We start from the raw sequence: 26,039 nt of genomic DNA, 5'->3' as shown, positions 1-26,039 counted from the left end.
AGCGGGAGCTGCGGCAGCCTGGGTCGCGCCCGCCGGAGCGGCTTCGCGGCTGATTTCCAGCTGGTCGCCGTCAACAATGAAGCAGCAGACGGCCTCGATATCGTCCGGCGTGCAGGTGCTGTCCATCCACACGGTCAGGGCGCCGTCGGCGCGTTCGCTGGCCTTGACGCTGCCCAGGTTGCCCATTTCCTCGAGCAGGGAAGCAGCGTCCTTGTCCGAAACCTTGGTGATTCGCACACGCAGAGGCAGGCTGCCGGCTTCCGCAGCCGGCGCTTGCGCTGCCGGCTGGGGGGCTGGCGCCGGAGCGGCGGCCACCGGTGCGGGGGCCGGAGCCGGAGCTGCCGCCGCTGCGGGGACCGCGGCCGGTGCAGAGGCCGCAGCGGGATCCTTATGCTCCAGCGCAAGCTGCCTCAGTACAGCGCAGATACGCTCAAACACGGCTTCATCGGGCTCTTCGGAGGCCCGATAGGCATCCAGTTGGCTTTTGAGCACGTCTTTCGTTTCCAAGAAAATATCGATCATGTCCGTGCGCAGCGCCATTTCGCCGCGACGGATCGCGTCCAGAAGGTTTTCCAGCAAATGGGTCGTGCCCGCCAGCTGCGTAAAACAGCCGAACGTCGCCGCCCCGCCCTTGATCGAGTGGGCCGCGCGGAAAATCGCGTTGAGCTGCTCGATGTCGGGCGCGCCCACATCGAGCTCGAGCAGCAGCTGCTCCATCTGCGCAAGCAGCTCGTCAGCCTCGTCGAAAAAGGTCTCGTAAAACTGACTGAGGTCCAAACCAGAACTCATGACCCGTACGCCTTCAAAAATGAACCTGCTTACGCGCCGGCCTGCTCGTCGAGCAGTTCAGACGCCAATTCCACCAGCACATCCGGGTCGACCGGCTTGGAAAGCCAGCCACAGACCCCCAGATCCCGGGCGGCCATCTTGCTGTCCACATCGTCCTCGGTGGTCAATACCAGCACCGGCACATCCAGGTACTGGTCTTCCTGGCGCAAACCCTGAATCAACTCCAGGCCGCCCATGACCGGCATGTTCCAGTCGCTGACCACCAGGTCGACCGGGTGGCGCTTGGCCATTTCCAGGGCCTCCTGGCCGTTGCCGGCCGTCAAGACCTGCCATCCCGCGCCCGTCAACGTCGCCTGGACGATCATCCGCATCGTCGCCGAATCGTCCGCCACAAGAATCGTTGCCGCCATTGCTATCGAACCCCTTCCGCGGGCGGGTTGCTCTCCGCCTCGCCTGGTTTGGTTGCCGTCGTGGCCTGGGCCGCGGCTTGCGCCGCCTCCACTGCCGTTCCCACCTCGCGGGCATCCTTGGCGCTGACGTCCGCGGCTGCGGCGTTCTCGTTTTCGATGCGCCGCTGGGTGCTCTGGTTGAGCACCACTAGGCTGATACGTCTATTAACGGCCGCATACGGGTCATCTTTAACCAGGCTCATGCTGGACGACAGCCCCTGGATGCGCAGGACCTTGCTTTCGTTCATGCCGCCGGCCACCAATTCCTGGCGCGACGCATTGGCGCGGTCGGCCGACAGCTCCCAGTTGCTGTAGGCCCGCTCCCCGCGCGCATACTGAGATGCGTCGGTGTGGCCGGAAATGCTGACCTTGTTGGGCAATTCGTTCAGGACCGGACCCAGTTCTCGCAGGATGTCGCGCATATAGGGCTGCACATCCGCGCGGCCAGTGGCGAACATCGGACGGTTCTGGTTGTCGATGATCTGGATGCGCAGGCCTTCGGTCGTCAAGTCGATCAGCAGCTGCGGCCTGAAGCTCTTCAGGACCGGGCTGGTCTCGATGACGTTCTCGAGCCGCTTTTTCAGGTTTTCCAGGCGATGCTGCTCGCGGCGCTCGGCGTCGCCCATGGGCTGGGCCTCGACACGGTTGCCCTGCGCGCGGCGCACATCGCCTTCGCTGCGCAGGGGGTCGCTACCGCCGCCCGGCACCGCGCTGGTCTCGGCCGAGCTACTGGGGCCGCCCGCGATGGCGACGCGCAGCGGCATGCGGAAGTACTCGGCGATGCCCTTGAGCTCTTCGCGCGGCACAATGCTGATCAGCCACATCACCAGGAAGAACGCCATCATCGCCGTGATGAAATCGGCGTAGGCGATCTTCCAGCTACCGCCGTGGTGCCCGCCGCCATGCCCGCCCTTCTTGCGGCGGATCACCACGCGGTGATTGTTTACCGTGCTCATGGCCCGCTCCGTCAGGCCTTGCCGGTGGCGGTGGACTTGGCTTGCCGGACGTGTTCTTCCAGTTCACCGAAGGTCGGGCGCACGGCCGAGAATAGCACCTTGCGGCCGAATTCCACCGCCAGTTGCGGCGGATAGCCGTTCATGCTGGCCAGCAGCGTGGTCTTGATGCATTCCAGCACCTTGGTCGCTTCGTCGCTGCGGCGGTCGATGCGCGAGGCCAGCGGGCCCACGAAGCCGTAAGCCAGCAGAATACCCAGGAAGGTGCCCACCATGGCCTTGGAGATCAGGTCGCCCAGAATCGCCGGAGGCTGGTCCACGGCGGCCAGCGCCTTGATCACGCCCAGCACTGCCGCCACGATGCCGAAGGCCGGCAGGCCGTCGGCCATCTGTTGTAAGGCGCGCACGGGGACTTCGCGCTCGTGGCGGTAGGTCTCGATTTCCTCGTCCATGAGCGTCTCGATTTCGAAGGAGCTCATGTTGCCGCTGATCATGATGCGCAGGTAGTCCGTGATGAACTCCATGAGCTTGGCGTCTTTGGCGATGCGGGGATATTCGCTGAAGATCGGACTGGATTCCGGGTCTTCGATATGCGATTCGATGGCCATGAGCCCCTCGCGGCGCGCCTTGTTCAGCAGTACGTACAGAAGCGCCATCAGCTCCATGTAGACGTCCTTGCCATAGCGCGAGCTTTTCAGCGAGTCGGGTAGCGCGGCCTTGACCAGCATCAGCGACTTTTTGCTGTTGCTGGCGAGGAAAGCCCCGAAAGCCGCCCCGAAGATCAGCGTGAGTTCAAACGGCTGGTACAGCGCGCCCAAATGGCCGCCCAGCGCTATGAAGCTGCCGACGACCGACACGGCCACCACGAGAAAACCGATAACAATCAACACATCAGGCCCCTGCCAACGAAGTCTAAAACCGGCGTCAATGATCCCCTGTTCCCCTCGACCCAAAAAGGCGGGTTACGGGGGGTTTTCCAGGGCTTTTGATGTATTTGGATGCCGCCGGTCAGAGCCGGGCGGTATTCGCAACAGGCGCGGGGCGGGTGCCGGCGCGCGCCTTGGCCGCGGCGCGCGTCTTGCCAGCGCGGGGGGGCGGCCGGCAGATCGCGCACACGAAATCCGACTGGGGATCGTGGGCGTGGGCAATGAAATGCCCACCGCATTGGCGGCAGGCGGACATTTGCAGCATGCCGCTATCGAAAAAGCGCACCAGCATCCAGGCGCGCGTGAAGCTCAGGACGGGCTCTGCGCCTTCAGCGGCATCCGTGCCGGCGTTTTCGAGATAGAGACGATAGGCGTCGATGGTGGCGCGTATGCCCTTGCTGCTGGTGCGCGCATTCAGGAACGAATACACGTTGTAGAAGAGCGAGGAATGGATGTTCGGCAGCCAGGTCATGAACCAGTCAACCGAAAAGGGCAGCATGCCCTTGGGTGGCGAGCAGCCGCGGATTTCGCGGTACAGGCGCGCCAGGCGGTCATGGCTGAGGCTGGTTTCAGCCTCCAGCACCTGCAGCCGGGCTCCCAAAGTGATCATGGAGCTGGCAAGCAGAATGTCATCCGCTTCCTGCGAAACGCTCTTGGTGGCCATTACACGTGTTTCCGGAGGGAATGATCAGGCCGTCAGGCCAATTCTTCGACAGGCTGCTTGGCCAGCAGGATGGTTGCATGCGCTTGCTGCAGCGCACCACCCAGAACGTCATGGGTCAGGGCGGACAGCAGGCTGTAGTCATCGAAGCGGAAGCGGCACAGCAGCGAGCTGGAGCTTGCGAGCTTGACCAACTGCGCCGGCGAAAGGCGCATGAGGATGTCAGCAACCTCGTTGCTGAATCCCAGGCGGAACATCGACGCCGCGTAGTCGTCGCGCAGCATGCGCTGCGCCAGTAACAAATAAGACAGATTCACTTCGCGAATGTCTGTCAGCAATGAATTTTCGACTTGTTGCACGCCCAACTCCCTATTCCCTATCCCGCCGATGGGGGCTCATGTAAGCAAAAGCACCGGAATCCCGTTGCCTTCACGTCCGATACACCTTGCATTGATGCGAAATGTATCATTTGTTCGCAATTTAAGTAAAATTTACCACAGCTGATGTCATTTTCTATGACTTATATGACAAAACTTTGTTGATGTTGCGCAACTTACCTTTTCCGATACACCTTGACATATAAGTTTCGGACAAATTTACGTCAATTTGCCAAATAAGCATTCAAAACATTGCGTACTTTGAGGAATGAAACGGTGTTGTTTGCCGACAATGGCACCTTGCAGATCATTAAATCCACCTAGCTTTAGCTCAGCCGCGCGTTTGTCGACAATGTCGCAAATTGACAACAGCTTACGCGCCACGATGGACCCGCCCGACATTCCCGCAATGCCTCACGCAGATGACAGCCTGGTCGAATATGCCCCGCTAGTGCGGAAGCTGGCCCTGCAATTGCTCGCCCGGCTACCCGCCAGCGTAGAACTCGACGACCTGATACAAGCCGGCATGATTGGCCTGCTCGACGCCGTGCGCCGTTATCAGGAAACGGCTGACGCCCAGTTCGAGACCTATGCCACCACCCGCATCCGCGGCGCGATGCTGGACGAACTGCGCGGCCAGGACTGGCTGCCCCGTAGCGTCCGCGCCAAGGCGCGCAAGATCGAACAGGCCATCCAGCAGCTCGAACAGCGTTTGATGCGCGCGCCAAGCGAAGCCGAAATCGCGCAACAACTCGAGATGCCGCTGGGCGACTACCAATCGCTGCTGCACGACGCCCAGGGCGTTCAGATCGTGCACTACGAGGACTTCGCCACCGAACCCGACTCGGCCAGCGGCCAATCCGACTGGGCTGCCACCCTGAACCACGGCGCGGCGGGCGGCAATCCGCTGGATTCGCTCCTGGCAGGCGACTTCCGGCAGGCGCTGGTCCACGCCATCGACACCCTCCCCGAGCGTGAAAAACTGCTGTTGTCGCTTTGCTACGAACAGGGGCTGAACCTGAAGGAAATTGGCGCGATCCTCAATGTGACCGAGGCGCGGGTATGCCAGTTGCGGTCGCAGGCGACCGCGCGGATCCGGGTGAAGCTGAAGGAACAGGCTTGGCAGGAACTGCCCCAGGATGGGCAGATCGCCCAGGTGATCTAGGATCTGAATCAGCACCCCGCAGGAACGAGCCCAGGAGGGCAAAGGCTGTCGGCAACACGGACGCGTATCGCGTCCGTTTTCATTGCTGCCGTCTGGTCACCAGCGCTACCGGCACATCCGCTCCGGGCTTCTTTCCTGTAAGAGGTTGCCACGGCGCCCATCTCTACACAGAGACAACACGGCTTGTGTAGCGCCTGCCCGATACAGTGCGTCACGGCACCGGACACGCCCTCCTCCGGTGAATCCAAGAAAAATGTCGACTTTCGCGAAATAGCGCTAAAGATTGATTTTGGACTGCCGTAATCCTGGCAACGGAGAGATTCCTAGACACAAAGTCGACGAACTTTCCCGTTAACACCAGTGGGCGGCGTCGCTGCCCGGTTTGAAGAAGCCTTTCTCTCTTGGGAGCACCAACATGGCTGCCGTTATCAATACCAACTACCTCTCGATGGTTGCTCAAAACAACCTGAACAAGTCGCAATCGGCACTGGGCAGCGCCATCGAGCGCCTGTCCTCCGGCCTGCGCATCAACAGCGCCAAGGACGACGCCGCTGGCCAAGCCATCGCCAACCGCTTCACCGCGAACATCAAGGGCCTGACCCAAGCCGCCCGCAACGCCAACGACGGCATCTCGATCGCTCAAACGACCGAAGGCGCGCTGAACGAAATCAACAACAACCTGCAGCGCGTGCGTCAGCTGTCGGTTCAAGCCACCAGCGGCACGAACTCGCCGACCGACCTGGACTCGATCCAAGCTGAAATCAAGCAGCGCCTGGACGAAATCGACCGCGTGTCGGCCCAAACCCAGTTCAACGGCGTGAACGTCCTGGCCAAGGACAACAAGCTGACGATCCAAGTTGGCGCCAACGACGGCGAAACCATCACGATCGACCTGAAGGAAGTCACCGCCAAGACCCTGGGTCTGGACGGCTTCAACGTCTCCGGCCCGCGTGGCACTCTGACCAATCTGAGCGGTACGGAATACAAGGCCGCTTACGGCTCGACCACCTCCGTCACCAGCAACACCGTTGCCGAAGGTACCTCCGGTGATCTGGCCGGTCGTCTGGGTGTCGCCAACTCGAGCGTTTCCGTTGGCACGCAAGCTCAAGCTGACGACAATGGCAACTGGTTCGTCAAGGTCGACATCACTGCCGCTGACGCTACCGAATCCGGCAACCTGAAGGCCAAGGGCTTCGACGTCGCTTCGGGCGCTTCCGGCAGCTACTACATCGCCGTGAACCCGAAGGATGCCGACACCACGACGGCCCCGACCACTACCGCCAAGTTCACGCTGAAGACCGATTCGATCCCGCTGACCAGCCTGAACAAGGGCGCAACGGCCAACCCGCTGGCCGGTCTGGACAAGGCTCTGCAGAACATCGACTCGCAGCGCAGCTCGCTGGGTGCGATTCAGAACCGCTTCGAATCGACCGTTGCCAACCTGAACAACACGATCAACAACCTGTCCGCCGCTCGTTCGCGCATCGAAGATGCCGACTACGCCACGGAAGTGTCGAACATGACCAAGGCTCAGATCCTGCAACAGGCTGGCACCTCGGTTCTGGCCCAGGCCAACCAAGTGCCGCAAACGGTTCTGTCGCTGCTGCGTTAATTCCAGCGGACAGTCCTGCGGGGCAGCAGGGGAAGGCAAGTTGCTTCCCTTGTTCGCACCGAAGCAGTACCAAAAACCAGCCTCCGGGCTGGTTTTTTTATGGCGGGCGGCCCTCTTCCCTCGTGACGCAGAGACAAAAAAATGGGCGGAATCCAATTCCGCCCATTCTCGTTTCTTGCTTCATTCAGCGCCGCATCGCGCAGAGCTGGGTCTATCTCATCCTTCAGGCCACAACCGTTTCTGCAGACCGCACCAGCGCCGCCACGGCGGCCGGATTGTCATTGATGAGATCGTGGCCGCCTTTCACCCGCTCGATGCGGCAACCCAGGCCGCGCAGTTGCGCCAGATCCGCCTCGTCCAGGCAGCACGGCACGGGCGGCATCTTGCGTTGCGGCAGCGTCGGCACGTCGCCGCTCACCACCAGCACCGGCACGGCGATGCCATCCAACAAATGCCAGTACTCGCGTTCCACGGCAGCCGTGGGCGTCACGCCATAAATCTCCAGCGCGAAGCTGCGCAGATAGCGGTCATCGGGCCGAGAGGCGATCGCGCCGCGCAGGAATGCATGGTTATGCCAGAGTTTTGCTGCGCTGAATGGCGTGTCCAACAGCACGACGGAAGTGCACCGCGACGAGCGGCGCGCAATGGCCAATGCGACGCTGCCACCAAAAGAGGCACCCAGCACGCCGAATCCTCCGGGAACCGCGGCAAGCAGCGCAGGCAATAGTTCGTCGGCAAAGCCGTCCACGGACATATCCGCCGGCGCCGTGCTGCCGCCGCAACCCGGCAGGTCGACAAACAGCAGGTTCATGTCCGAAAGATGCTTTTCAATGCCTTGCACGGTCGCGATATTGCCCAGCGAACCGTGCAACACCACCCAGGTCGGACGACCTTCGCGCCAGTCGGATGAGCGGCGGGCGCGCAACAACCCTGACCTGCCTTGCAGCATTTCAAAAGGCGCCGTGACGCCCTTGCGCAATCCCGCAAGCCAGGCGTCGTGGCCCTGCGCCAACGCGTCGAGCGCTTCGGGCGTGCCGCGCATGATGTCGCGCGCATGGCGCTCGATGAGGTCCTTGGGCCAATCCCACCAGCGCAGCGCCATCAGGCGGTCCGCGACCTCCTGGTCAAATCGGCGGCGGCGGAACTGCGCGGGATTGCCTGCCCAGATTTCATACGCACCAACGTCGCGCGTCACTATCGAGCCCGCGCCGATGACCGCGCCCGTGCCTATCGTCACGCCCGCCATGATCTTGCTGCCGGCGCCGATCCAGACGTCATGGCCGATCGATACCCCGCCCTTCGTGGTGGAGTAATCGGTGATCTGGCGGGTGGAGGAAAACAAGGTTCCGAAATGGGGGGCCGAGAACGGATAGATCGTATAGGTATCCTGGCGATGATATGCACCCAGGATGATTTCAACCTCGTGCCCGATCGTGCAGAAATTGCCGATGGACAAGCGCGCGGGCTCGTGTGGCTGATTGTGCGGAAACACCGACGGCGTGCCGTAGCTATAGTCTCCGATGCTGTAGAGCTCCGGGTCGGAGAGGCGCAGCGCGGTAAAGGCCAGGCCCTGCACGCCGTGCTCCAGCGTCATCTTCAGATGACGCGCCCCCTGATGTCCGGGACGGGCGCCGAGGATCTGCCCATTGATGTGGGCCGCTTCCGCGCGCTTGCCTTCCCGCCAATGGCGCACGGCCAATTCGAACGCTTCGTTCAAACCTATTTTTTGTCCGCCGGCGGCACCTTGGCCGCCCTTTGTCGACGATGTCATTGCCAAACTCCTAAACTCTTACTTCCCAGCGGATTCGCGATAGCGCATCACCGCTGCGGGACTGCCGCCGATCACCGCATACTCAGGCCATTCGCCACGCAAGACCGTGCCGGCCGCCACGACACAGCCGCGCCGCAGGATGCAGCCATCCAGCAATACGCAGTTGGCGCCGATCCAGCAATCGTCCTCGATGACTATGCCGCCCTTGCTGGGCATGAAACGCTGCTCGATGATCGTCTGGTCGCGGCTGCGGTATTCGTGGTTGGTGGGCGCCAGGGTCGTATTGGCGGCAATCAGCGTGCCGCGGCCGATACGGATGCCATTGCCCGAATAGATCACCACACCCGAATTCAGATAGACCTGGTCGTCGATATGCACGTCGCCGTCGCCGCCCGCGAATTTGATCTTCACGAAGCTGTCTATTGTGACGTGATCGCCGATCACCACGGCATTGCCGCGCACCGAGCGTTCGATATCGGCCAATGGGGAGATTTTTGCCAGCGTTGAAATCCGGTTCATGCCTTGCACTCCGTCAGATGCGCCAGCGTCCGGGTCAGAAAGGCGGCCATCGCGGCGCGTTCGTCGCCTTCGCGCGGAACCAATGTCCGGGAACGATAGCGATACGCAGGTGCCTGTATCTCCTGGGCTTCTCCCGTCTGCACCACCACCGACCTGCCCAGGCAGGCGCTGGCCTGAGCCGCGGCCAGCTCCGCAAGGTCGCGGATACGCCAGTCCTCGCCCGCCAAGTGCGTCAGGCCTGATCCCGGCCCTTGCAGGCGCTCGGCCACGACCTCGGCGACATGCGCGGCATCCAGATAATTACGTACGGCCCGTCCCTGGCCGTGCAGGACGATCCGGCCGTCCCGCGCCGCCTGCCGGCAAAAATCAAACGGCGCCAGCGTCCAGCGGTCGAAGCCGTCCCAGGAGGCAGGCGCGCCGTACAGATTGGCGGGCCGCAGGATATCGACCGAAGCGTTCATGCTGCCAGCCGCCATTTCGAATAGCTGTTCAGCCTGTAGATGCGTCAAACCGTAATCGTTGGCCGGTGTGGGTGGAGCGGACTCGTCCAAGTCGCCCTCCGGCCGGCCGTATACGTGAAACGTCGAGATGTATGCCAGACGGCGGATGCCTGCCCGTTCGCAGGCCTGCAACAAGGCGCGGGTGCCGGCAACATTGACCACGTAGGCGGCCTGCGGGTCTGCCCGGCAAGCCACCTCATGCATCGCGGCAGCGTGCACGCAAGCGTCGATGCCGGCGGGCAGGTCCAGGCCCGCTACGCCACGCGGATCGGCCAGATCCAGCCGCAGGTCATTGGCGCTGGCCCGGCCGGCCGTGATCACCGACATGCCCAGAGCGCGCAGGCGCGCGGCAATGACCCCGCCCGCATAGCCGCTTGCGCCCGTGACCAGTACGCACAGGCTCATGCCGATTCACCGTGGATAAAAGGCGACTCGAAGTCCTGGAACCGCGGCAGCGCGGCGTCGCGGGGCGACATGATGGGCACGCCTACATCGGCCGCGCCCGCCCACCAATCGATGCCCGCGCTGTCCGCGTGTACGCCCGCGTCACGCTCGGGATCATGGACAGTAGTCGTGTAGTACAGCAGCGCGGTGCCATCGCTGTGCGCGGCAAAGCCATGGGCCACACCGCGAGGCACGTATAGGGCCTGCGGCACCGTGCCATCCAGCATCAGCGACAGCGATTGCCCGTAAGTCGGAGAGCCCCGGCGCAAGTCCAGCAGGCCGTCGCGCGCGCGCCCCGTCAGGCAGGAAACCAGTTTGGCGTGGTCGGACGGCGGCAGCTGAAAATGCAGGCCGCGCAGCACCCCGCGGTGCGAAACCGAGACGTAGGATTCGACGAATCCGGTCTCCAGCCCCAGCGCCGCCAGCGACGGCGCATGCAGCAGTTTGCGGAACTCGCCGCGCGCGTCCGGGAAGCATGGCAGGGTCAGCAGATAGCAGCCCGGGATCGCCAGGGCTTCGACTCGCATGTCAGAAACCCTGGCCGAAGAACAGTTCGATCCGGCTTGCCGCGTATTCCAGCATCTCGCGTGTGAGCGCGGGCTGAACGCCAATCCAGAAGGTGTTCTGCATGATGATTTCGGTGTTGGTGAGATCTCCCGATACGCGGTAGTTCTGGCCGACCATGGAAGGTTGACGCGTCAGGTTGCCGGCGAACAGCAGGCGCGTTCCGACCTTGTCCTGATCCAGGTAGGTCAGGAGGTCGACGCGGCGCGCATCGGCCTCGGGCCGCAAGGTAATCGGGAAACCGAACCACGACGGGTCCGATCCGGGGGTCGCTTCAGGCAGGATCAGGAATTCCTCGCACGACGCCAGCCGTTCCTTCAGGAAACGGAAGTTCTCCTTGCGCCGGGCCACGAACTCCTCCACCCGATCCAGTTGCGCCAGGCCGCAGGCGGCCTGCATGTCCGTGATCTTCAGGTTGTAGCCGATGTGCGAGTAGGTGTACTTGTGGTCGTAGCCTTCGGGCAGGCTGCCAAGCTTCTGGCAGAAGCGGCGGCCGCAGGTATTGTCCTTGCCCGGCGCACAGTAGCAGTCACGCCCCCAGTCGCGGAACGACTCGGCGATCAGCTTCAGATGCGGATCGTTGGTGAAGACTGCCCCTCCCTCACCCATCGTGATGTGATGCGCGGGATAGAAGCTGAGCGTGCCGATATCGCCGAACGTGCCGACCATGCGGCCGTTATAGGTCGAACCCAGGGCGTCGCAACAGTCCTCGATCAGCCACAGGCCATACTTCTTGCACAAGGCCGTGACCGCGTCCAGGTTGTACGGATTGCCCAGCGTATGGGCGAGCATGATGGCCTTGGTGCGCGGCGTGATCGCGGCCTCCAGGCGGCTAGCGTCCACGTTGTACGTGCCCAGCTCGACATCGACGAATACCGGAACCGCGCCAAATTGCAGGATGGGGTTCACAGTCGTGGGGAAGCCCGCCGCCACGCCTATTACCTCGTCGCCGCGGCGGATCGCGCGTTCGCCCAGCTTGGGCGAGGTCAGCGTCGAAAATGCCACCAGGTTGGCGGACGAACCGGAATTGACCGTGATCAGGTGTTTAACACCGAGGTACTGTGCCAGGCGCTGTTCAAATGCTTCGTTGAAGCGCCCGGTCGTCAGCCAGCCGTCCAGGGAGGCGTCGACCATCGCCTTGAGCTCGGCTGCGCCGATCAGCTTTCCGGACGGCGGCACCGCTGTCTTGCCCGGCTCATAGGGCGTGCGCTCTCGTTCCTGGGACTCGTGATACTGATCGACCAACTGAGCGATCTGCGCACGGATTTCATTAGGGTTCATTGCTTATCTCTAAAACCGTTGTGTTCTTGAAGCGGCGGCCAGCCAGTTCAGACCGGCCCAAACGCCGCAATTTGGGCGTCGCACAGGACACGGGCGTTGGCCCCTTCCTGGTACGCGCGATACCAGCGCATCGTCTCGGCCACGCTCGCGGCCAGCGACCAGCGCGCCTGCACGCCCAGCACCGCCCGGGAACGCGCCGTATCCAGTGCCAGCAGGCCCGCTTCATGCGGACCGTTGCTGGACTGGCCATACGTCACGCCGCCTCGGCCATAGGCCTCGCGCGCCAGCTCGACCACTTCGCGCACTGTTGCCGTGTCTTGCGACGGCGGGCCGAAGTTGTACGGACCGGCCAGTTCCGACCGCGTCCACAGAGCCTCTGCCAGGCGCATGTAGCCCGCCAGCGGCTCCAGCACGTGCTGCCAGGGCCGCACCGAATCCGGACTGCGTATTTCCAACACCCCGCCGCCTTGCCAGGCGCGCACGGCATCGGGCAGCAGCCGGTCTTCGGACCAGTCCCCTCCCCCGATCACATTGCCCGCCCGCGCCGTGGCCAGCGCCACGCCCTGCTGGCGCAGGAAGGCGTCGCGGTAGCACGCGGCCACCAGCTCGGCCGCCGCCTTGCTGGCGCTGTAGGGATCATGTCCCCCCAAAGCATCCGTCTCGCGGTAGGGATACGGCCATTCTTCGTTGCGATAGACCTTGTCGGTGGTAATACACAGCGCCACGCGAACTTCCGACAGTCCGCGCAACGCGTCCAGCAGGTTCGCCGTGCCCATGACGTTGGTGTCGAAGGTCTGCAAGGGCTCGCGGTAGCTAGCCCGCACCAGCGGCTGCGCCGCCAGGTGCAGCACGATCTCGGGCCGGGCTTGGCGCACAATGGCAGCCAAGGCCTGGGCGTCCCGGATATCGCAGAAATGGCTCTGGACCACGCCGCCGATCGCTGCCGATTCGAACAGGCTGGGCCGGTCCGCGGCGGGCGGCAACGCCACGCCTACGACCTCCGCCCCGAGCTTGTGCAGCCAAAGGGCCAGCCAGCCGCCCTTGAAGCCGGTGTGTCCGGTGAGCAGGACGCGTTTGCCGTGCCAGAAGGCGCCGGACGCTACGTTCACCACATTCTCCACGGGGCCTTGCCCGCCTCCCACAGGGACTCGAGCATGCGTTTTTCGCGCAGCGTGTCCATCGGCTGCCAGAAGCCCGCGTGCTTGAATGCCATCAGGTCGCCGCCCTTGGCCAGCGATTCCAGGGGTTCCATTTCCCAGGAGATATGGTCGGCCTCGATCAGGGGCAGAACCTTGGGCGACAGCACGAAGAAGCCGCCGTTGATCAAACCGCCATCGCCGCGCGGCTTTTCCGTGAACCCGGCGACCAGGTCATCTTCCATCTTCAGCGCGCCATAACGGCCAGGCGGCTGGACCGCCGTCACCGTCGCCAGCTTGCCATGCTTGTGATGGAAGGCGATCAGCGCAGATATGTCCACATCCGCCACGCCGTCGCCATAGGTGAAGCAGAACGCCTCCTCTTCCTTGACGTAGCTGGCGACGCGTTTCAGGCGGCCGCCGGTCATGGTGTCGTCGCCGGTATCCACCAGCGTCACGCGCCACGGCTCCGCATGGCGTTGATGCACTTCCATCTGATTCTTGGCCATGTCGAACGTCACGTCCGACATGTGCAGGAAGTAATTGGCGAAGTATTCCTTGATGACGTAACCCTTGTAGCCGCAGCAAATGATGAAATCATTCACGCCGTGGGCGGAGTACATCTTCATGATGTGCCACAGTATCGGGCGACCGCCGATCTCGACCATCGGCTTGGGCTTGACGTGGGTTTCTTCGGAAATGCGGGTACCCAGCCCCCCCGCGAGAATGACGGCCTTCATACGGATCCTTCACACCACTTTTTGAACATGTCGCGATAGGCTTGCTCGACCTTGCGGGCGAAGCCGGTTTCATCCATCAAGGCGCTGGCCTGCATTTCCTGGCGCAAGCCGGCGCGTATGCGCGCCAGCTCGGGGATGTCGCTGGCCATTGCCACCACTTTTTCCACGTACTCGGCTTCCGTCTGCGCGATCCATTCGCGCCGCCCCAGGCCCGACAGCGTCGAAGCCCCGATCCGGCCGACGCCCAGGGGGCCGGCCAAGGTCACGTACGGCAGGCCCATGTAGAGGCTCTCGAACAGGGTCGTGCCCGAATTGTGCGGAAAGCAGTCCAGCGTGATGTCCGCGCCGCGCAGCACGTCCCAGGGCGGCGAATGGAACCCGATTTCCAGCCGGTCCGGGTCGATACCGTGCCGGCCGAAGGCCTGAAGCAGGTCGCTACGCATCCGCTCAGAGAAATAGCTGTTGCTGTCGACCACCAGGCACGAACCCGGCACCCGGCGCAAGATCTCCGCCCAGGCGCGCACGACCCGGTAGTTGAAGCGGATCGCTCGGGACAGCGTGACAAAGCGGACGTGGCCATTGCTCAACGCCGGCAGATCGGAAACCTCGCCCATGCCCACCTTCGGCCGGTACGCGAAGTTCGTCTTGTCCAGGCGCCACGGCTTTTCGACGAACAGATGGTCGGTTCCAGGTGGCGCCATCTCGTCATCCATCAGGATGTAGTCGATGGCGGACAGGCCGGTCGTGCAGCCGAAACCCAGCCAGGTCACCTGCACGGGCGCCGGCCTGCGCGCGAAAGTGGCCAAGCGGTTATGCGAAGTGTGGCCGGCCAGGTCCACCAGCACATCGATCTGGTCATCGCGTATGCGCTGCGCCAGCGCGTCATGCGACAGGCCATTGGTCCTCAACCAGTGATCGGCATAGTCCTTGAACTGTGCGGTGCCTTCGTCTTCCTGGTCCAGTTGGGCATACGCGTAGACTTCGAACGCCGACTTGTCGTGCTGGGCCATCAAAGGCGCCAGGAACAGGCGCACCGGGTGGTTGCGGAAATCCGGCGAGACATAGCCGATGCGCAATTTCCGGTCCGGATTCCGCATATTCCCATGGGGTTTCCAAAATGCCCGGTGCGGCGCGCATAGACGCTCGTCGTACGAACGGTAGATTTCGAAAATCTCTTCCGGGGTTCGATCCGGAAAATAGTTCATACCGAAAAAGTATGCGTTCTGCACGGTTGGGCTGTCGGGCTGGGCGGCCAGCACGCGCAGATACTGCTCTTCCGCGCCAGCGAAATCCCCCATGTCCGCCAGGGCCACACCCAGGTTTCCGCACGCTTCGATACTGTCCGGATTGAGCTCAAGGATGCGTCGGAACGTGGCAACGGCCTCATGGAACCGGGCGGCGCTGCGATAGCAATTCGCCAGTACGTTCAGGGCCTGGGGATGATCCGGGACCAGCTCCAGCGCGCGGCGGCAGGCGGCGTCCAGTTCCACCGGACGTCGCAATGCGCGCAGGGACATGGCCATTGCGACATAGCAATCCGCATCTTCGCCTCCTGCCCGCAGCGCGCCCAGGAAGGCGCCCAGCGATTCGTCCGCCTTGCCGGTTTCGCGCAACACCGTACCGAGCACTTCCCAGGCCGAGCCGTAATCCGGCGCGCGCTTGACCAGGTCGCGGGCCCGCGCCTCGAAATCGCCATCGCGCCTGGCGTTCAACTGCGTCGCCAAATCGTGCGCTTCCTTGAGCACCGACTTGCTGACCGCCTGGGCGCGGCCCGCCGTCGGCAGGCCGCCTGCCCGGCGCTGTTCAAAATTGCGCCGCGCCAGCGCGTCGATATAGAGACTCCAATATGGCCCCCGACCATCGGATTCGCGCAGCGCGTCTTCCAGATACGCGCACCAACTCTGCGCATCCGACACGATCAGGCCGAAATGCTTCAAATGGTCCAACAGGCCGTCGACGGCGGCCTTGAAGACGCCGGGCTCATCCTGCTGCGTCGGCGCCAGGAAGTCGCCGGCCGAACTGAACATCATGGGCATGGCTTCAATCTGCACCTGCTCGCGCAAGTCCTGCGCCGCAGCGCCGTCCGCCAGGCGCCTCAATGCCGGGATGTCGTTCGAGGCGAACTGCGCGGCCACCGTTTCATGCCACAAGTTGAACAGCGGCGCACTGCCGTCAACCGCCGCCAGCACGCCAGGGACGAGCCGCAAGGCGCCAGCCTGGTCGTAGGGCGTCTTGTCCACGCTGTAGCGACCGATGCCATTGTCGAACAAGGATTGCAGCGCTCGGCCCACGGCCTCTTCGGCCGGCATCGCCGTCGCCAGCTTCTTTTCCGCCACGTGTTGAACCAGCGCAGCGCCGGATACGGAAGCCGGCCAGACATGTCCAAGCACGTCCGCAATGGCTTCCTGCACGCGGTCATCCGTGCTGAGCGTCTGCCTGGCGTGCGTAACGAAATGGGCCTGCTTTGGATCGCGCAAGCCGGCGGCAATGCGGCGGAAACTTCCTGCCCAGCGCAGCTTGGCCAGGCGCGTCATGTCAGGACGAGGTAGCACTTCCTGCCCACGTTCGTGGTGCGTCAGCAGTGCGCGGCGATAGGCCCTGCCGACCGAGAAGTCCAGGTATTGCTGGCGCAGCACGGGCGGCTTGCCGAACCCGAGCAGGCTCTGGGTCAGCGACACGTTGGTGCCGTAGTTCGGCGCCATTTCGTGGCGCGGTTCGACATCGCCCACGCAGATCATGCCGAACTGCGCCGCCATGTCGGCGAATTCGGCGTAATAGTATGGCTGGCGTCCGAGCATGCTCAAACCCGCCGGCCCCTGTTCATCGAGCGCCTGGGCGAAACGGGTAGCGGCTTCGTGCAGGGCTCCTGCCAAGGGGTTGGCGGCGGAAACGCCGTCGGTAAACATGCCCAGCGCCGCGCGCGCCGCCGCCACCTGCTCTTCGGGGCTGCCTGCCGACTGCGCATGCATCAACACGGCTTCGCGCACGATCTCGGTTGCCTTGGCGCCGGGATAGGCGTCGAAACTGATGTGGCCGACGCCCTCGAACGCCAGGTTCAGGCGACAGATGCGCAGCAAGTCGCTGGCGCCATCCCGATCGAGCGTGCTGAAGACGTCGTGGGCGATGATGTAGTCAAACTCGCCGAATTCCTGGGTGATCTCGGCGAACGGCAGCGCATGCAGAGTCAGATTGTCCAGTCCGATAGACGCCGCAGCGCGGCGGCCGGCTTCGATTCGGCGCGCGTCGGGATCCACGCCGACCACCTGCGCCTGGGGGTAGGCAGCCGCAAAGGGCATGAGATTGCTGCCCGCGCCGCAACCGAGTTCCAGCACACGCGCCCGTTCCAGCGGCACGGTTTCCATTCCGTAGAGGAAAGCCGCAGCCCGCAGTTGGCCGGGCGAACATAGATAGCTGATGGCCGGATCGGTCACGGGAGGAGCCAAGTCTATGGCGAATGAGTCTTCAGGGACTCGGTCAGGCGCGTTCAATCCGTACTCCACGGGCAAGGTAATAGCGGGGGAGCATAGCAGCGGGTCTAAGGGCGGAAATGGGCGAAATGACGGGCTTTTTCGCCGGTTCTTGCGTAATGGCCGGGCAGCCGCTGCCCACTTACGCAACAAGACTGACGGCCTTTTGCATGCTTGTTCTTTTTTTTGCCTGGCCAGCCTCGCGGGCATAATTGGCGCCGCAGAGTTTGTATCATTTTTTTTCAGAATCATGACCGCCACGCCTCCAGATCCGCTCGCTACTCAGCATGACAGCTCCCCGGATCCACACGCTCAGGCGCCGGTGGACCCGACGTTCCAGTTACGTGAAGAAAACCGCGCCCTGCGCGAATTGCTGGCCGCCCAGGCAGAGGCCGCCCTCCCTTCTCGCAAGCCCGGACTGGTCCGGCGGCTCGGCTGGTCGCTGATTTCGGCCCCCGGCGCAGCGCTGATGGGTTGGCGCAGACTGCTGAGACGCGAAAGTTCGCGGCCGATCAGCGGGAAGCGGCTAGGCTGTGCCACCCTGACTGTGCTCTACACGCTTGCCATTTACGGCGCATTGGTGCTGCTGGTCGTGTCATGGACTTCGCCGAATACTCCGCGCTCGGGTTCGACCGCGGCCGGCCCGGTACGAATGCCACTAGCGCCGTTGCCCGCCCTGGAGGCCGCACCCGAGCCGGTTCCCTCGAATCCCGTGCCGGCCACGCTCGAACAAGCGCCCGCCCCATCGGAAACAGCGCCGGCAACTGCGCCGCCGGATTCCGCGACCGTAGCGGTCGTTGCCCCGGAGCACGCCCCCGGTCAATCTCAACCGGCCGCTCCCGCTGACCAGGAACACGCCACCGCGCCACGCCCTGTCGAGCAAACAGCGGAAGCACCAGCCTCCGCCCCCCTGTCCACTTTGCGAATCACCGAGATTCCCGCGCAGGATCCGCTGGCCTGGGTCGGCGAATTGAAGGGCGAATTGGCGCGTTGCGCAACGCTGGGCTTTTTCGAACGTCCGGATTGCGCCTGGGCGGCACGCAAGCAATACTGCGAGCCGCATCGGGCTTGGGGCACGATCAAGGAATGCCCGCACCGGCCTTGAGGCCGCAGGCTTCATTTCAAGGCTGGGCGATTTGATGGCTATCCGGAACGAAGATGGAGCGCCATCGCATTGACGCCCTCGACCGCTGGCGGGCCTGTGCCGACCTGCACCCGCGTGCTGAAACGATCCCTCTATACAACCGCGCCAGTCCTCGCAGGCCTATCCTGCCTGCTGCCCAACCCCGTCCGCGCAGCCATGGCAAAGCCCCTACCGATATTCGTCGCGCATCCACCACGACCTGACGCGGCGCGCCCACCCGGAATGCGCCGCCCGTAGCAAAGCTCTGAGGACTTGAGACATATATCCGAACGGATATAATCATGGAAAGAAAGCTGCTGTACTGGGAAGGATCCGCCAAGAAGGACTTCAAGAAATTTCCCATCGACGTCCAGAAGGATATGGGTGTCGCCCTGTTCGTCGTCCAGCTGGGTGGCATGCCGGTCACGGCCAAACCATGGAAGGGATTGGGCCCGCGAGTGTACGAGCTGGTCGATGACTACCTTGGCGATACCTTCCGGGCGGTCTATACCGTGCGAGTGGTTGACGCCGTCCACGTACTGCACGCTTTCCAGAAGAAGTCCAAGTCCGGCATCGCCACGCCACAGCCGGATATCACGCTTATCCAGAAGCGCTTGAAGGCAGTACTGGCCCGGTACGAATCCGGCGGGAGCAAGCCATGACACGTAAAGAACATTCTCCAGGCACCAACAACGTCTTGCTGGACCTGGGTTTCGAAGATGCCGCGGAACTGTCGGCCAAGGCGGCGTTGGCGCTCAAGCTCAATGAATTGATCGATCAGCGGGGGATCAGCCAGATCGAAGCCGCTGCGCTTACGGGCATGACCCAGCCCAAGGTTTCGCAGATTCGTCGCTACAAGCTGCAGAACATCTCGCTGGAGCGTTTGATGCGGGCCTTGGTGTCGCTGGATCAGCATGTAGAGATCGTGGTCGAACCCGCGCGGCGCACGCATGCGCCGGGGATTACGGTCGCTGCGTGAGCGCGGGCGTTTTCGGTCACGAAACTCGTGCATTACAGCGCCGTCCACGCGATAATCCGGTGTCGGTTTGAGCCGTCTTCCACACACTAGGACATCCAGCATGGACGCATCGATCAGCAGTACCGTCAATACCGCCCTGGCCATGCAGGACGCGAACCTCATGCAGGAAGTGCAGACCCGCGTGCTGAAAAAGGCCCTCAATGCCCAGGCGGACACGGCCCTGACGTTGATGCAGTCGCTACCCGTGCTGGCCGTGGACGCGACGCTGGGTTCGCGCATCGACACGCACGCCTGAACGTCCCGCGCCGTACGCGCACAAAAAAAGCGCCGGTCCCCTATCCAGGGCCGGCGCTTTTGCATTGCGCGGGCGGCATGGCCGCCCTTGCGCCTTACTTCTTCTTCATCGGCGGCAAGTCGGTGCAGACGCCTTCGGCGACTTCCGCGGCCATGCCCACCGATTCACCCAGGGTCGGGTGCGGGTGGATGGTCTTGGCGATGTCGACGACGTCCGCGCCCATTTCCACGGCCAGGGCCAGTTCGCTGATCAGGTCGCCGGCGTGGGTGCCGACGATGCTGCCGCCCAGGATGCGATGCGTTTCCGCGTCGAAGATGAGCTTGGTGAAGCCTTCGTCACGGCCATTGGCGATGGCGCGGCCGGAGGCGGCCCAGGGGAACACGCCCTTCTCGATCTTGATGCCCTGCTTCTTGGCTTCGTCCTCGGTCAGCCCGACCCAGGCCACTTCCGGATCGGTGTAGGCCACCGACGGGATGACGCGGGCGTCGAAGAAGGACTTCTGGCCTGCGGCGGCTTCGGCGGCAACGTGGCCTTCATGCACCGCCTTGTGGGCCAGCATGGGCTGGCCGACGATGTCGCCGATGGCGTAGATGTGCGGCACGTTGGTGCGCATCTGGCGATCGACCTCGATAAAACCGCGGTCGGTCACGGCGATGCCCGCCTTGTCGGCGCCGATCTTCTTGCCGTTGGGGCTGCGGCCCACGGCCTGCAGCACCAGATCGTAGCGTTGCGGCTCCTTGGGAGCGCCTTCGCCTTCGAAGCTGACGTAGATGCCGTCCTTCTTGGCTTCCGCGCCCACGGTCTTGGTCTTCAACATGATGTTGTCGAAGCGGTAGGCGTTCTTCTTCTGCCATACCTTGACCAGGTCGCGGTCGGCGCCCTGCATCAGGCCGTCCAGCATTTCCACCACGTCCAGGCGCGCGCCCAGGGTGGAGTACACCGTGCCCATTTCCAGGCCGATGATGCCGCCGCCGACGATGAGCATCTTCTTGGGCACTTCACGCAGCAGCAAGGCGCCGGTAGAGTCGACGATGCGGTCGTCCTGGGGCAGGAACGGCAGCTTCACCGACTGGCTGCCGGCGGCGATGATGGCTTGCTTGAAGCGCAGGGTCTGGGTCTTGCCGTCGGCGGCCTTGACGGTCAGGTGGTTAGGGTCGGCAAATTCGCCCACGCCATGCACCACGGTGACCTTGCGCGCCTTGGCCATACCGGCCAAGCCGCCGGTCAGCTTGGCGACCACGCTGTCCTTGTAGCCGCGCAGCTTGTCCAGGTCGATCTTGGGCTCGCCGAAGCTGATGCCGTGGGCAGCCAGTTCGCGGGCTTCGTCGATGATGGCAGCGTTGTGCAGCAGCGCCTTGGACGGAATGCAGCCCACGTTCAGGCAGACGCCGCCCAGGGTGTCGTAGCGCTCCACCAGGACCACGGACAGGCCCAGGTCGGCGGCGCGGAAGGCGGCGGAGTAGCCGCCGGGGCCGGCGCCCAGCACCAGCATGTCGTACTCGCCGTCGGCCGAGCCCTTGAAGCTGGCCGCGGCGGGCGCGGCAGCAGGCGCGGCGGCCGGAGTCGCAGCGGCCTGCTTGGGCGCCTCGGCAGCCTTCGGGGCTTCCTTGGCGGTGGGCGCGGCGGCTGCGGCGGCACCCGCAGCAGCTTCCACTTCCAGCACGACCGTGCCTTCGGCAACCTTGTCGCCGACCTTCACGTTGATGGACTTCACCACGCCGCCCTGCGACGCGGGGATTTCCATCGAGGCCTTGTCGGACTCGACGGTGATCAGGCTCTGCTCGGGCTTGATCGTGTCGCCCACGGCGACCAGCACTTCGATGACTTCCACTTCCTTGAAGTCGCCGATGTCCGGCACTTTGATTTGAACGGTATTGCTCATAGGGCTCCCCGTTTACAGCGCGATGCGGCGGAAGTCGGCCAGCAAGGCGCCCAGATAGGCGTTGAAGCGCGCGGCGGAGGCGCCGTCGATGACGCGGTGGTCGTACGACAGCGACAGCGGCACGATCAGGCGCGGCACGAACTGCTTGCCGTCCCACACGGGCTTGTGCGCGGACCGCGACACGCCCAGGATCGCCACTTCAGGAGCGTTGATGATGGGGGTGAACGAGGTGCCGCCGATGCCGCCCAGGGACGAGATCGAGAAGCAGCCGCCCTGCATTTCGGAGGGCGAGATCTTGCCATCGCGCGCCTTCTTGGACAGGTCGGTCATTTCCTGGGCGATCTGCAGAATGCCCTTCTTGTCGGCATCGCGGATCACCGGCACCACCAGCCCGTTGGGCGTGTCGGCGGCAAAGCCGATGTGGTAGTACTGCTTGAGCACCAGGTTGTCGCCGTCCAGCGAGGCGTTGAACTCGGGGAATTTCTTCAGGGCCGCGACCACGGCCTTGATCAGGAAGGCCAGCATCGTGACCTTGATGCCCGACTTCTCGTTTTCCTTGTTCAGCGTGACGCGCAGGGCTTCCAGGTCGGTGATGTCCGCTTCGTCGTTGTTGGTGACGTGCGGGATCATGACCCAGTTGCGGTGCAGGTTCGCGCCGGAGATCTTCTTGATGCGCGACAGCGGCTTGGCTTCGATCGGGCCGAACTTGGTGAAGTCGACCTTGGGCCACGGCAGCAAGCCCAGCGCGGCGCCATCGGCCGAACCGCCCGCGGATGCCGTCGGGCCGGCGGCCAGCGCCTGCTTGACGAAGCCGCGCACGTCGTCGGCGGTGATGCGGTCCTTGGGACCGGAGCCCTTGACCTTGCTCAGGTTCACACCCAGTTCGCGCGCGAACTTGCGCACCGAGGGCGATGCGTGCGGCAATTGACCGGGCTTGAGGTTGGCGTCTTCGAGCGCGGCGGCGGGAGCCGGACGCTGCGCGGCAGACGCCGGCGCAACCTCGGCCTTGGCCGCGGGCGCGGCGGCAGCTTCGGCCTTGGCGGCCGGAGCCGGCGCGGCGGCAGCGGCGGCGGGCGCAGCGCCCTCCACCACGACCACGACCGAGCCCTTGGCGACCTTGTCACCGACCTTGACCTTCACTTCCTTGACCACGCCGCCTTGCGAGGCGGGGATTTCCATCGAGGCCTTGTCGGACTCGACGGTGATCAGGCTTTGCTCGGCCTTGATGGTGTCGCCCACCGCGACCATGATTTCGATGACTTCGACTTCCTTGAAGTCGCCGATGTCAGGCACTTCGATGTTGACCGGACCGCTGGCGGCAGCCGGAGCAGCCGGCGCGGCGGCGGCCGGCTGCGGAGCAGCCTTGGCTTCGGCCTTGGGAGCCTCTGCCTTGGCCGGCGCAGCCGCGGGGGCCGCAGCCTCGCCCGCCGCTTCCACTTCCAGCACGACCGTGCCTTCGGCAACCTTTTCGCCCACCTTCACGCTGATCGACTTCACCACGCCGCCTTGCGACGCGGGGATTTCCATCGAGGCCTTGTCGGATTCGACGGTAATCAGGCTTTGTTCGGCCTTGATCGTGTCGCCCACCGCCACCAGCACTTCAATGACTTCCACTTCCTTGAAGTCGCCAATGTCGGGAACCTTGATTTGCACGATGTTGCTCATGTCTCTTTACCCTCAGGCGTATTGCGGGTTGGCTTTGTTCGGATTGATGCCGTACTTCTTGATGGCTTCGGCCACCTTGGCGACCGGCACCTTGCCTTCGTCGGCCAGCGCGCGCAGCGCGGCAACCACGACGAAGTGGCGGTCCACTTCGAAGTGCTCGCGCAGCTTCGAGCGGAAATCCGAGCGGCCGAAACCGTCGGTGCCCAGCACCTTGTATTCGCGGCCCTTGGGCACGAACGGACGGATCTGGTCGGCGAAGAGCTTCATGTAGTCGGTCGACGCGATGATCGGGCCTTCGGTCTTGGCCAGCTGTTCCGTGACGTAAGCCACCTGCGGCTTCTTCTCGTCGGGGTGCAGCATGTTGTGGCGTTCGGCGTCCAGGCCGTTGCGGCGCAGTTCCGTGAAGCTGGTGACGCTCCACAGGTCCGAGGCCACGCCCCAGTCGGCTTCCAGCAGTTCCTGCGCGGCCATGACTTCGCGCAGGATCGTGCCCGAGCCCATCAGCTGCACGCGGTTCTTGCCCTTGCCGTGCGACTTGAGCTTGTACATGCCCTTGATGATGCCTTCCTCGTCGCCCTGGGTCAGACCGGGCTGCGGGTAGTTTTCGTTCATCACCGTCAGGTAGTAGTAGACGTTTTCCTGGTCTTCCACCATGCGCTTCAAGCCATGCTGGATGATCACGGCCAGTTCATGGCCGAAGGTCGGGTCGTACGAGACGCAGTTCGGGATGGTCGACGCCAGGATGTGGCTGTGGCCGTCTTCGTGCTGCAGGCCTTCGCCGTTGAGCGTGGTGCGCCCGGCGGTGCCGCCCAGCAGGAAGCCGCGCGCCTGCATGTCGCCGGCGGCCCAGGCCAGATCGCCGATGCGCTGGAACCCGAACATCGAGTAATAGATGAAGAACGGGATCATGATGCGGTTGTTCGAGGAGTACGACGTGGCCGCCGCAATCCAGGAGCTCATCGCGCCCGCTTCGTTGATGCCTTCCTGCAGGAGCTGGCCGTCGGCCGCTTCCTTGTAGTACATGACCTGGTCCTTGTCGACCGGGGTGTACTTCTGGCCTTCCGGCGCGTAAATGCCGATCTGGCGGAACAGGCCTTCCATGCCGAAGGTGCGCGATTCGTCGGCCAGGATCGGCACGACGCGCGGACCCAGTTCCTTGTCGCGCAGCACCTGGTTCAGGATGCGCACGAAGGCTTGGGTGGTGGAGATTTCACGGCCTTCGGCGGTGGGCTCCAGCACGGCCTTGAAGGCGTCCAGCGCCGGGGCCTTGAGGTGTTCGTCGGCCTTGGCGCGGCGGCGCGGCAGGTAGCCGCCCAGCGCGGCGCGGCGCTCGTGCAGGTACTTCATTTCGGGCGAGTCTTCGGCCGGCTTGAAGTACGGCAGGTCTTCCAGCTTGTCGTCCGGGATCGGGATGCCGAAACGGTCGCGGAATTCGCGGATCGAGTCCAGCTCCAGCTTCTTCTGCTGGTGGGTCGGGTTCTTGGCCTGGCCGACGTGGCCCATGCCGTAGCCCTTGATGGTCTTGGCCAGGATGACGGTGGGCTGGCCCTCGTGGGTGGCGGCGGCGTTGAACGCGGCGTACACCTTGTGGGGGTCATGGCCGCCACGGTTCAGGCGCCAGATGTCTTCGTCGCTCATGCGCGACACGGCTTCCAGCAGCTTGGGGTGCTTGCCGAAGAAGTGTTCGCGCACGAACTTGCCGTCGTTGGCCTTGTACGCCTGGTACTCGCCGTCGACCGTGTCTTCCATGATCTGGCGCAGGATGCCTTCCTTGTCGTGCGCCAGCAGCGGATCCCAGTAGCCGCCCCAGATCAGCTTGATCACGTTCCAGCCCGAGCCGCGGAAGTCGCCTTCGAGTTCCTGGATGATCTTGCCGTTGCCGCGCACCGGACCGTCCAGGCGCTGCAGGTTGCAGTTGATGACGAAAATCAGGTTGTCCAGCTTTTCGCGCGCGGCCAGGGCGATGGCGCCCAGCGATTCGGGTTCGTCCATTTCGCCGTCGCCGCAGAACACCCAGACCTTGCGATTGCTGGTGTCGGCGATGCCGCGGGCGTGCAGGTACTTCAGGAAACGGGCCTGGTAGATGGCCATCAGCGGGCCCAGGCCCATCGATACGGTCGGGAACTGCCAGAAGTCCGGCATCAGCTTCGGATGCGGGTACGAGGACAGGCCCTTGCCGTCCACTTCCTGGCGGAAGTGGTTCAGCTGGTCTTCGGTCAGGCGGCCTTCGAGGTAGGCGCGGCCGTACATGCCAGGCGAGGTGTGGCCCTGGAAGTACACCAGGTCGCCGCCGTGGTTTTCGTCTTCGGCGTGCCAGAAATGGTTCTGGCCGCAGCCGATCATGGTGGCCAGCGAGGCGAAGGAGGCGATGTGGCCGCCCAGGTCGCCGCCGTCCGGCGGGTTGTGCTTGTTGGCCTTGACCACCATGGCCATGGCGTTCCAGCGCACGTACGAGCGGATGCGCGATTCCAGTTCCAGGTTGCCCGGGTGGGCCGGCTCCAGGCCGGGAGGAATCGTGTTGACGTAGGCGGTGTTGGGCGAGAACGGGATATGCGCCCCGGAACGGCGGGCTTCGTCGATCAGGCGTTCGAGCAGATAGTGGGCGCGCTGCGGTCCTTCACGATCAAGGACTGCCGCCAGGGCTTCGAGCCACTCCTGGGTTTCAAGGGTGTCTTCGTCGTTGGCAGCCTGCACGGCGCCAGCCTGGGCGAAAGAGGACATCGTGTGTCTCCTATTGGGTT

The 26,039-nt window shown here is 63.8% G+C and carries 23 protein-coding genes; 6 read left to right on the top strand and 17 right to left on the bottom strand.

The features are described 5' to 3' along the window. The 6 genes from AC6LKD_RS21830 to flhD form a co-directional block, all read right to left on the bottom strand. A partial coding sequence (locus AC6LKD_RS21830; RefSeq protein WP_498117427.1) for an Hpt domain-containing protein occupies nucleotides 1-789 on the bottom strand: 789 nt, incomplete at its 3' end. Between the two features lie 29 nt (nucleotides 790-818). Then, nucleotides 819-1,199, bottom strand: a complete 381-nt coding sequence (locus AC6LKD_RS21825; RefSeq protein WP_013393373.1) for a response regulator — start codon at nucleotides 1,197-1,199, stop codon at nucleotides 819-821. A 2-nt stretch (nucleotides 1,200-1,201) separates the two neighbouring features. Continuing rightward, on the bottom strand, nucleotides 1,202-2,194 hold the full coding sequence (gene motB, locus AC6LKD_RS21820; RefSeq protein WP_013393372.1) for a flagellar motor protein MotB: 993 nt from the start codon (nucleotides 2,192-2,194) through the stop codon (nucleotides 1,202-1,204). Nucleotides 2,195-2,205: 11 nt separating this feature from the next. Continuing rightward, a complete protein-coding gene (gene motA / locus AC6LKD_RS21815; RefSeq protein ID WP_013393371.1) occupies nucleotides 2,206-3,081 on the bottom strand; it encodes a flagellar motor stator protein MotA in 876 nt (291 codons plus the stop codon). Nucleotides 3,082-3,199: 118 nt separating this feature from the next. Continuing rightward, a complete protein-coding gene (gene flhC, locus AC6LKD_RS21810) occupies nucleotides 3,200-3,781 on the bottom strand; it encodes a flagellar transcriptional regulator FlhC (protein WP_013393370.1) in 582 nt (193 codons plus the stop codon). 32 nt (nucleotides 3,782-3,813) lie between these two features. Further along, on the bottom strand, nucleotides 3,814-4,137 hold the full coding sequence (gene flhD, locus AC6LKD_RS21805; RefSeq protein ID WP_013393369.1) for a flagellar transcriptional regulator FlhD: 324 nt from the start codon (nucleotides 4,135-4,137) through the stop codon (nucleotides 3,814-3,816). A gap of 427 nt (nucleotides 4,138-4,564) precedes the next feature. On the opposite strand from flhD, the gene AC6LKD_RS21800 reads away from it, so the two are divergent. Both AC6LKD_RS21800 and AC6LKD_RS21795 read left to right on the top strand, forming a co-directional pair. Then, on the top strand, nucleotides 4,565-5,320 hold the full coding sequence (locus AC6LKD_RS21800; RefSeq protein WP_498117425.1) for an RNA polymerase sigma factor FliA: 756 nt from the start codon (nucleotides 4,565-4,567) through the stop codon (nucleotides 5,318-5,320). A 415-nt stretch (nucleotides 5,321-5,735) separates the two neighbouring features. Beyond that, nucleotides 5,736-6,932, top strand: coding sequence for a FliC/FljB family flagellin (locus tag AC6LKD_RS21795; RefSeq protein WP_313388164.1), 1,197 nt, complete (start codon nucleotides 5,736-5,738; stop codon nucleotides 6,930-6,932). 223 nt (nucleotides 6,933-7,155) lie between these two features. Here the strand turns inward: AC6LKD_RS21795 and AC6LKD_RS21790 are convergent, their stop codons facing one another. From AC6LKD_RS21790 to AC6LKD_RS21755, 8 genes are read right to left on the bottom strand one after another with little or no spacing between them, the layout of a single operon-like run. Then, nucleotides 7,156-8,703 (bottom strand): alpha/beta fold hydrolase, encoded by a 1,548-nt coding sequence (locus AC6LKD_RS21790; protein ID WP_498117424.1) that lies wholly within the window; start codon nucleotides 8,701-8,703, stop codon nucleotides 7,156-7,158. An 18-nt stretch (nucleotides 8,704-8,721) separates the two neighbouring features. After that, nucleotides 8,722-9,222 carry an acyltransferase gene (locus tag AC6LKD_RS21785; protein WP_492275653.1) on the bottom strand — a complete coding sequence of 167 codons (501 nt, stop codon included), beginning with the start codon at nucleotides 9,220-9,222 and terminating at the stop codon, nucleotides 8,722-8,724. Next, complete coding sequence (locus AC6LKD_RS21780) at nucleotides 9,219-10,127, bottom strand: NAD-dependent epimerase/dehydratase family protein (protein ID WP_492275652.1); 909 nt, start codon at nucleotides 10,125-10,127, stop codon at nucleotides 9,219-9,221. The genes AC6LKD_RS21785 and AC6LKD_RS21780 overlap by 4 nt, the downstream gene beginning before the upstream one ends. Continuing rightward, nucleotides 10,124-10,693: a dTDP-4-dehydrorhamnose 3,5-epimerase family protein gene (locus AC6LKD_RS21775; RefSeq protein WP_498117422.1), complete on the bottom strand. Its 570-nt coding sequence runs from the start codon at nucleotides 10,691-10,693 to the stop codon at nucleotides 10,124-10,126. The genes AC6LKD_RS21780 and AC6LKD_RS21775 overlap by 4 nt, the downstream gene beginning before the upstream one ends. A 1-nt stretch (nucleotide 10,694) precedes the next feature. Continuing rightward, a complete protein-coding gene (rfbH, locus tag AC6LKD_RS21770; protein WP_498117421.1) occupies nucleotides 10,695-12,011 on the bottom strand; it encodes a lipopolysaccharide biosynthesis protein RfbH in 1,317 nt (438 codons plus the stop codon). Between the two features lie 47 nt (nucleotides 12,012-12,058). Further along, nucleotides 12,059-13,120: a CDP-glucose 4,6-dehydratase gene (gene rfbG, locus AC6LKD_RS21765; protein ID WP_498117420.1), complete on the bottom strand. Its 1,062-nt coding sequence runs from the start codon at nucleotides 13,118-13,120 to the stop codon at nucleotides 12,059-12,061. Beyond that, a complete protein-coding gene (gene rfbF / locus AC6LKD_RS21760) occupies nucleotides 13,117-13,887 on the bottom strand; it encodes a glucose-1-phosphate cytidylyltransferase (protein ID WP_492275648.1) in 771 nt (256 codons plus the stop codon). The genes rfbG and rfbF overlap by 4 nt, the downstream gene beginning before the upstream one ends. Next, the gene (locus AC6LKD_RS21755) at nucleotides 13,884-17,318 is read right to left on the bottom strand and encodes an O-linked N-acetylglucosamine transferase family protein (RefSeq protein WP_498117419.1); all 3,435 of its coding nucleotides are present in this window, start codon (nucleotides 17,316-17,318) and stop codon (nucleotides 13,884-13,886) included. Before AC6LKD_RS21755 ends, rfbF begins: the two co-directional genes overlap by 4 nt. A gap of 286 nt (nucleotides 17,319-17,604) precedes the next feature. Between AC6LKD_RS21755 and AC6LKD_RS21750 the strand changes: the two genes are divergently transcribed. From AC6LKD_RS21750 to AC6LKD_RS21735, 4 genes are all read left to right on the top strand, one after another. Then, the gene (locus AC6LKD_RS21750; RefSeq protein ID WP_492275646.1) at nucleotides 17,605-18,459 is read left to right on the top strand and encodes a hypothetical protein; all 855 of its coding nucleotides are present in this window, start codon (nucleotides 17,605-17,607) and stop codon (nucleotides 18,457-18,459) included. Between the two features lie 320 nt (nucleotides 18,460-18,779). Further along, a complete protein-coding gene (locus AC6LKD_RS21745) occupies nucleotides 18,780-19,139 on the top strand; it encodes a type II toxin-antitoxin system RelE/ParE family toxin (RefSeq protein WP_492275645.1) in 360 nt (119 codons plus the stop codon). Further along, nucleotides 19,136-19,456, top strand: a complete 321-nt coding sequence (locus AC6LKD_RS21740; RefSeq protein ID WP_492275644.1) for a helix-turn-helix domain-containing protein — start codon at nucleotides 19,136-19,138, stop codon at nucleotides 19,454-19,456. Before AC6LKD_RS21745 ends, AC6LKD_RS21740 begins: the two co-directional genes overlap by 4 nt. Before the next feature lie 100 nt (nucleotides 19,457-19,556). Then, the gene (locus AC6LKD_RS21735) at nucleotides 19,557-19,751 is read left to right on the top strand and encodes a YjfB family protein (RefSeq protein ID WP_492275643.1); all 195 of its coding nucleotides are present in this window, start codon (nucleotides 19,557-19,559) and stop codon (nucleotides 19,749-19,751) included. Between the two features lie 94 nt (nucleotides 19,752-19,845). On the opposite strand, the gene lpdA is transcribed toward AC6LKD_RS21735, so the two are convergent. From lpdA to aceE, 3 genes are read right to left on the bottom strand one after another with little or no spacing between them, the layout of a single operon-like run. After that, a complete protein-coding gene (lpdA, locus tag AC6LKD_RS21730) occupies nucleotides 19,846-21,633 on the bottom strand; it encodes a dihydrolipoyl dehydrogenase (RefSeq protein ID WP_492275642.1) in 1,788 nt (595 codons plus the stop codon). Nucleotides 21,634-21,645: 12 nt separating this feature from the next. Continuing rightward, on the bottom strand, nucleotides 21,646-23,298 hold the full coding sequence (aceF, locus tag AC6LKD_RS21725) for a dihydrolipoyllysine-residue acetyltransferase (protein ID WP_498117418.1): 1,653 nt from the start codon (nucleotides 23,296-23,298) through the stop codon (nucleotides 21,646-21,648). Between the two features lie 12 nt (nucleotides 23,299-23,310). Beyond that, nucleotides 23,311-26,019 carry a pyruvate dehydrogenase (acetyl-transferring), homodimeric type gene (gene aceE / locus AC6LKD_RS21720; RefSeq protein ID WP_207472510.1) on the bottom strand — a complete coding sequence of 903 codons (2,709 nt, stop codon included), beginning with the start codon at nucleotides 26,017-26,019 and terminating at the stop codon, nucleotides 23,311-23,313. Between the last annotated feature and the right edge of the window lie 20 nt (nucleotides 26,020-26,039).

The sequence above is a fragment of the Achromobacter sp. D7-1 genome (genome assembly GCF_059760445.1).
This window is presented reverse-complemented; position numbering and strand designations above follow the sequence as displayed.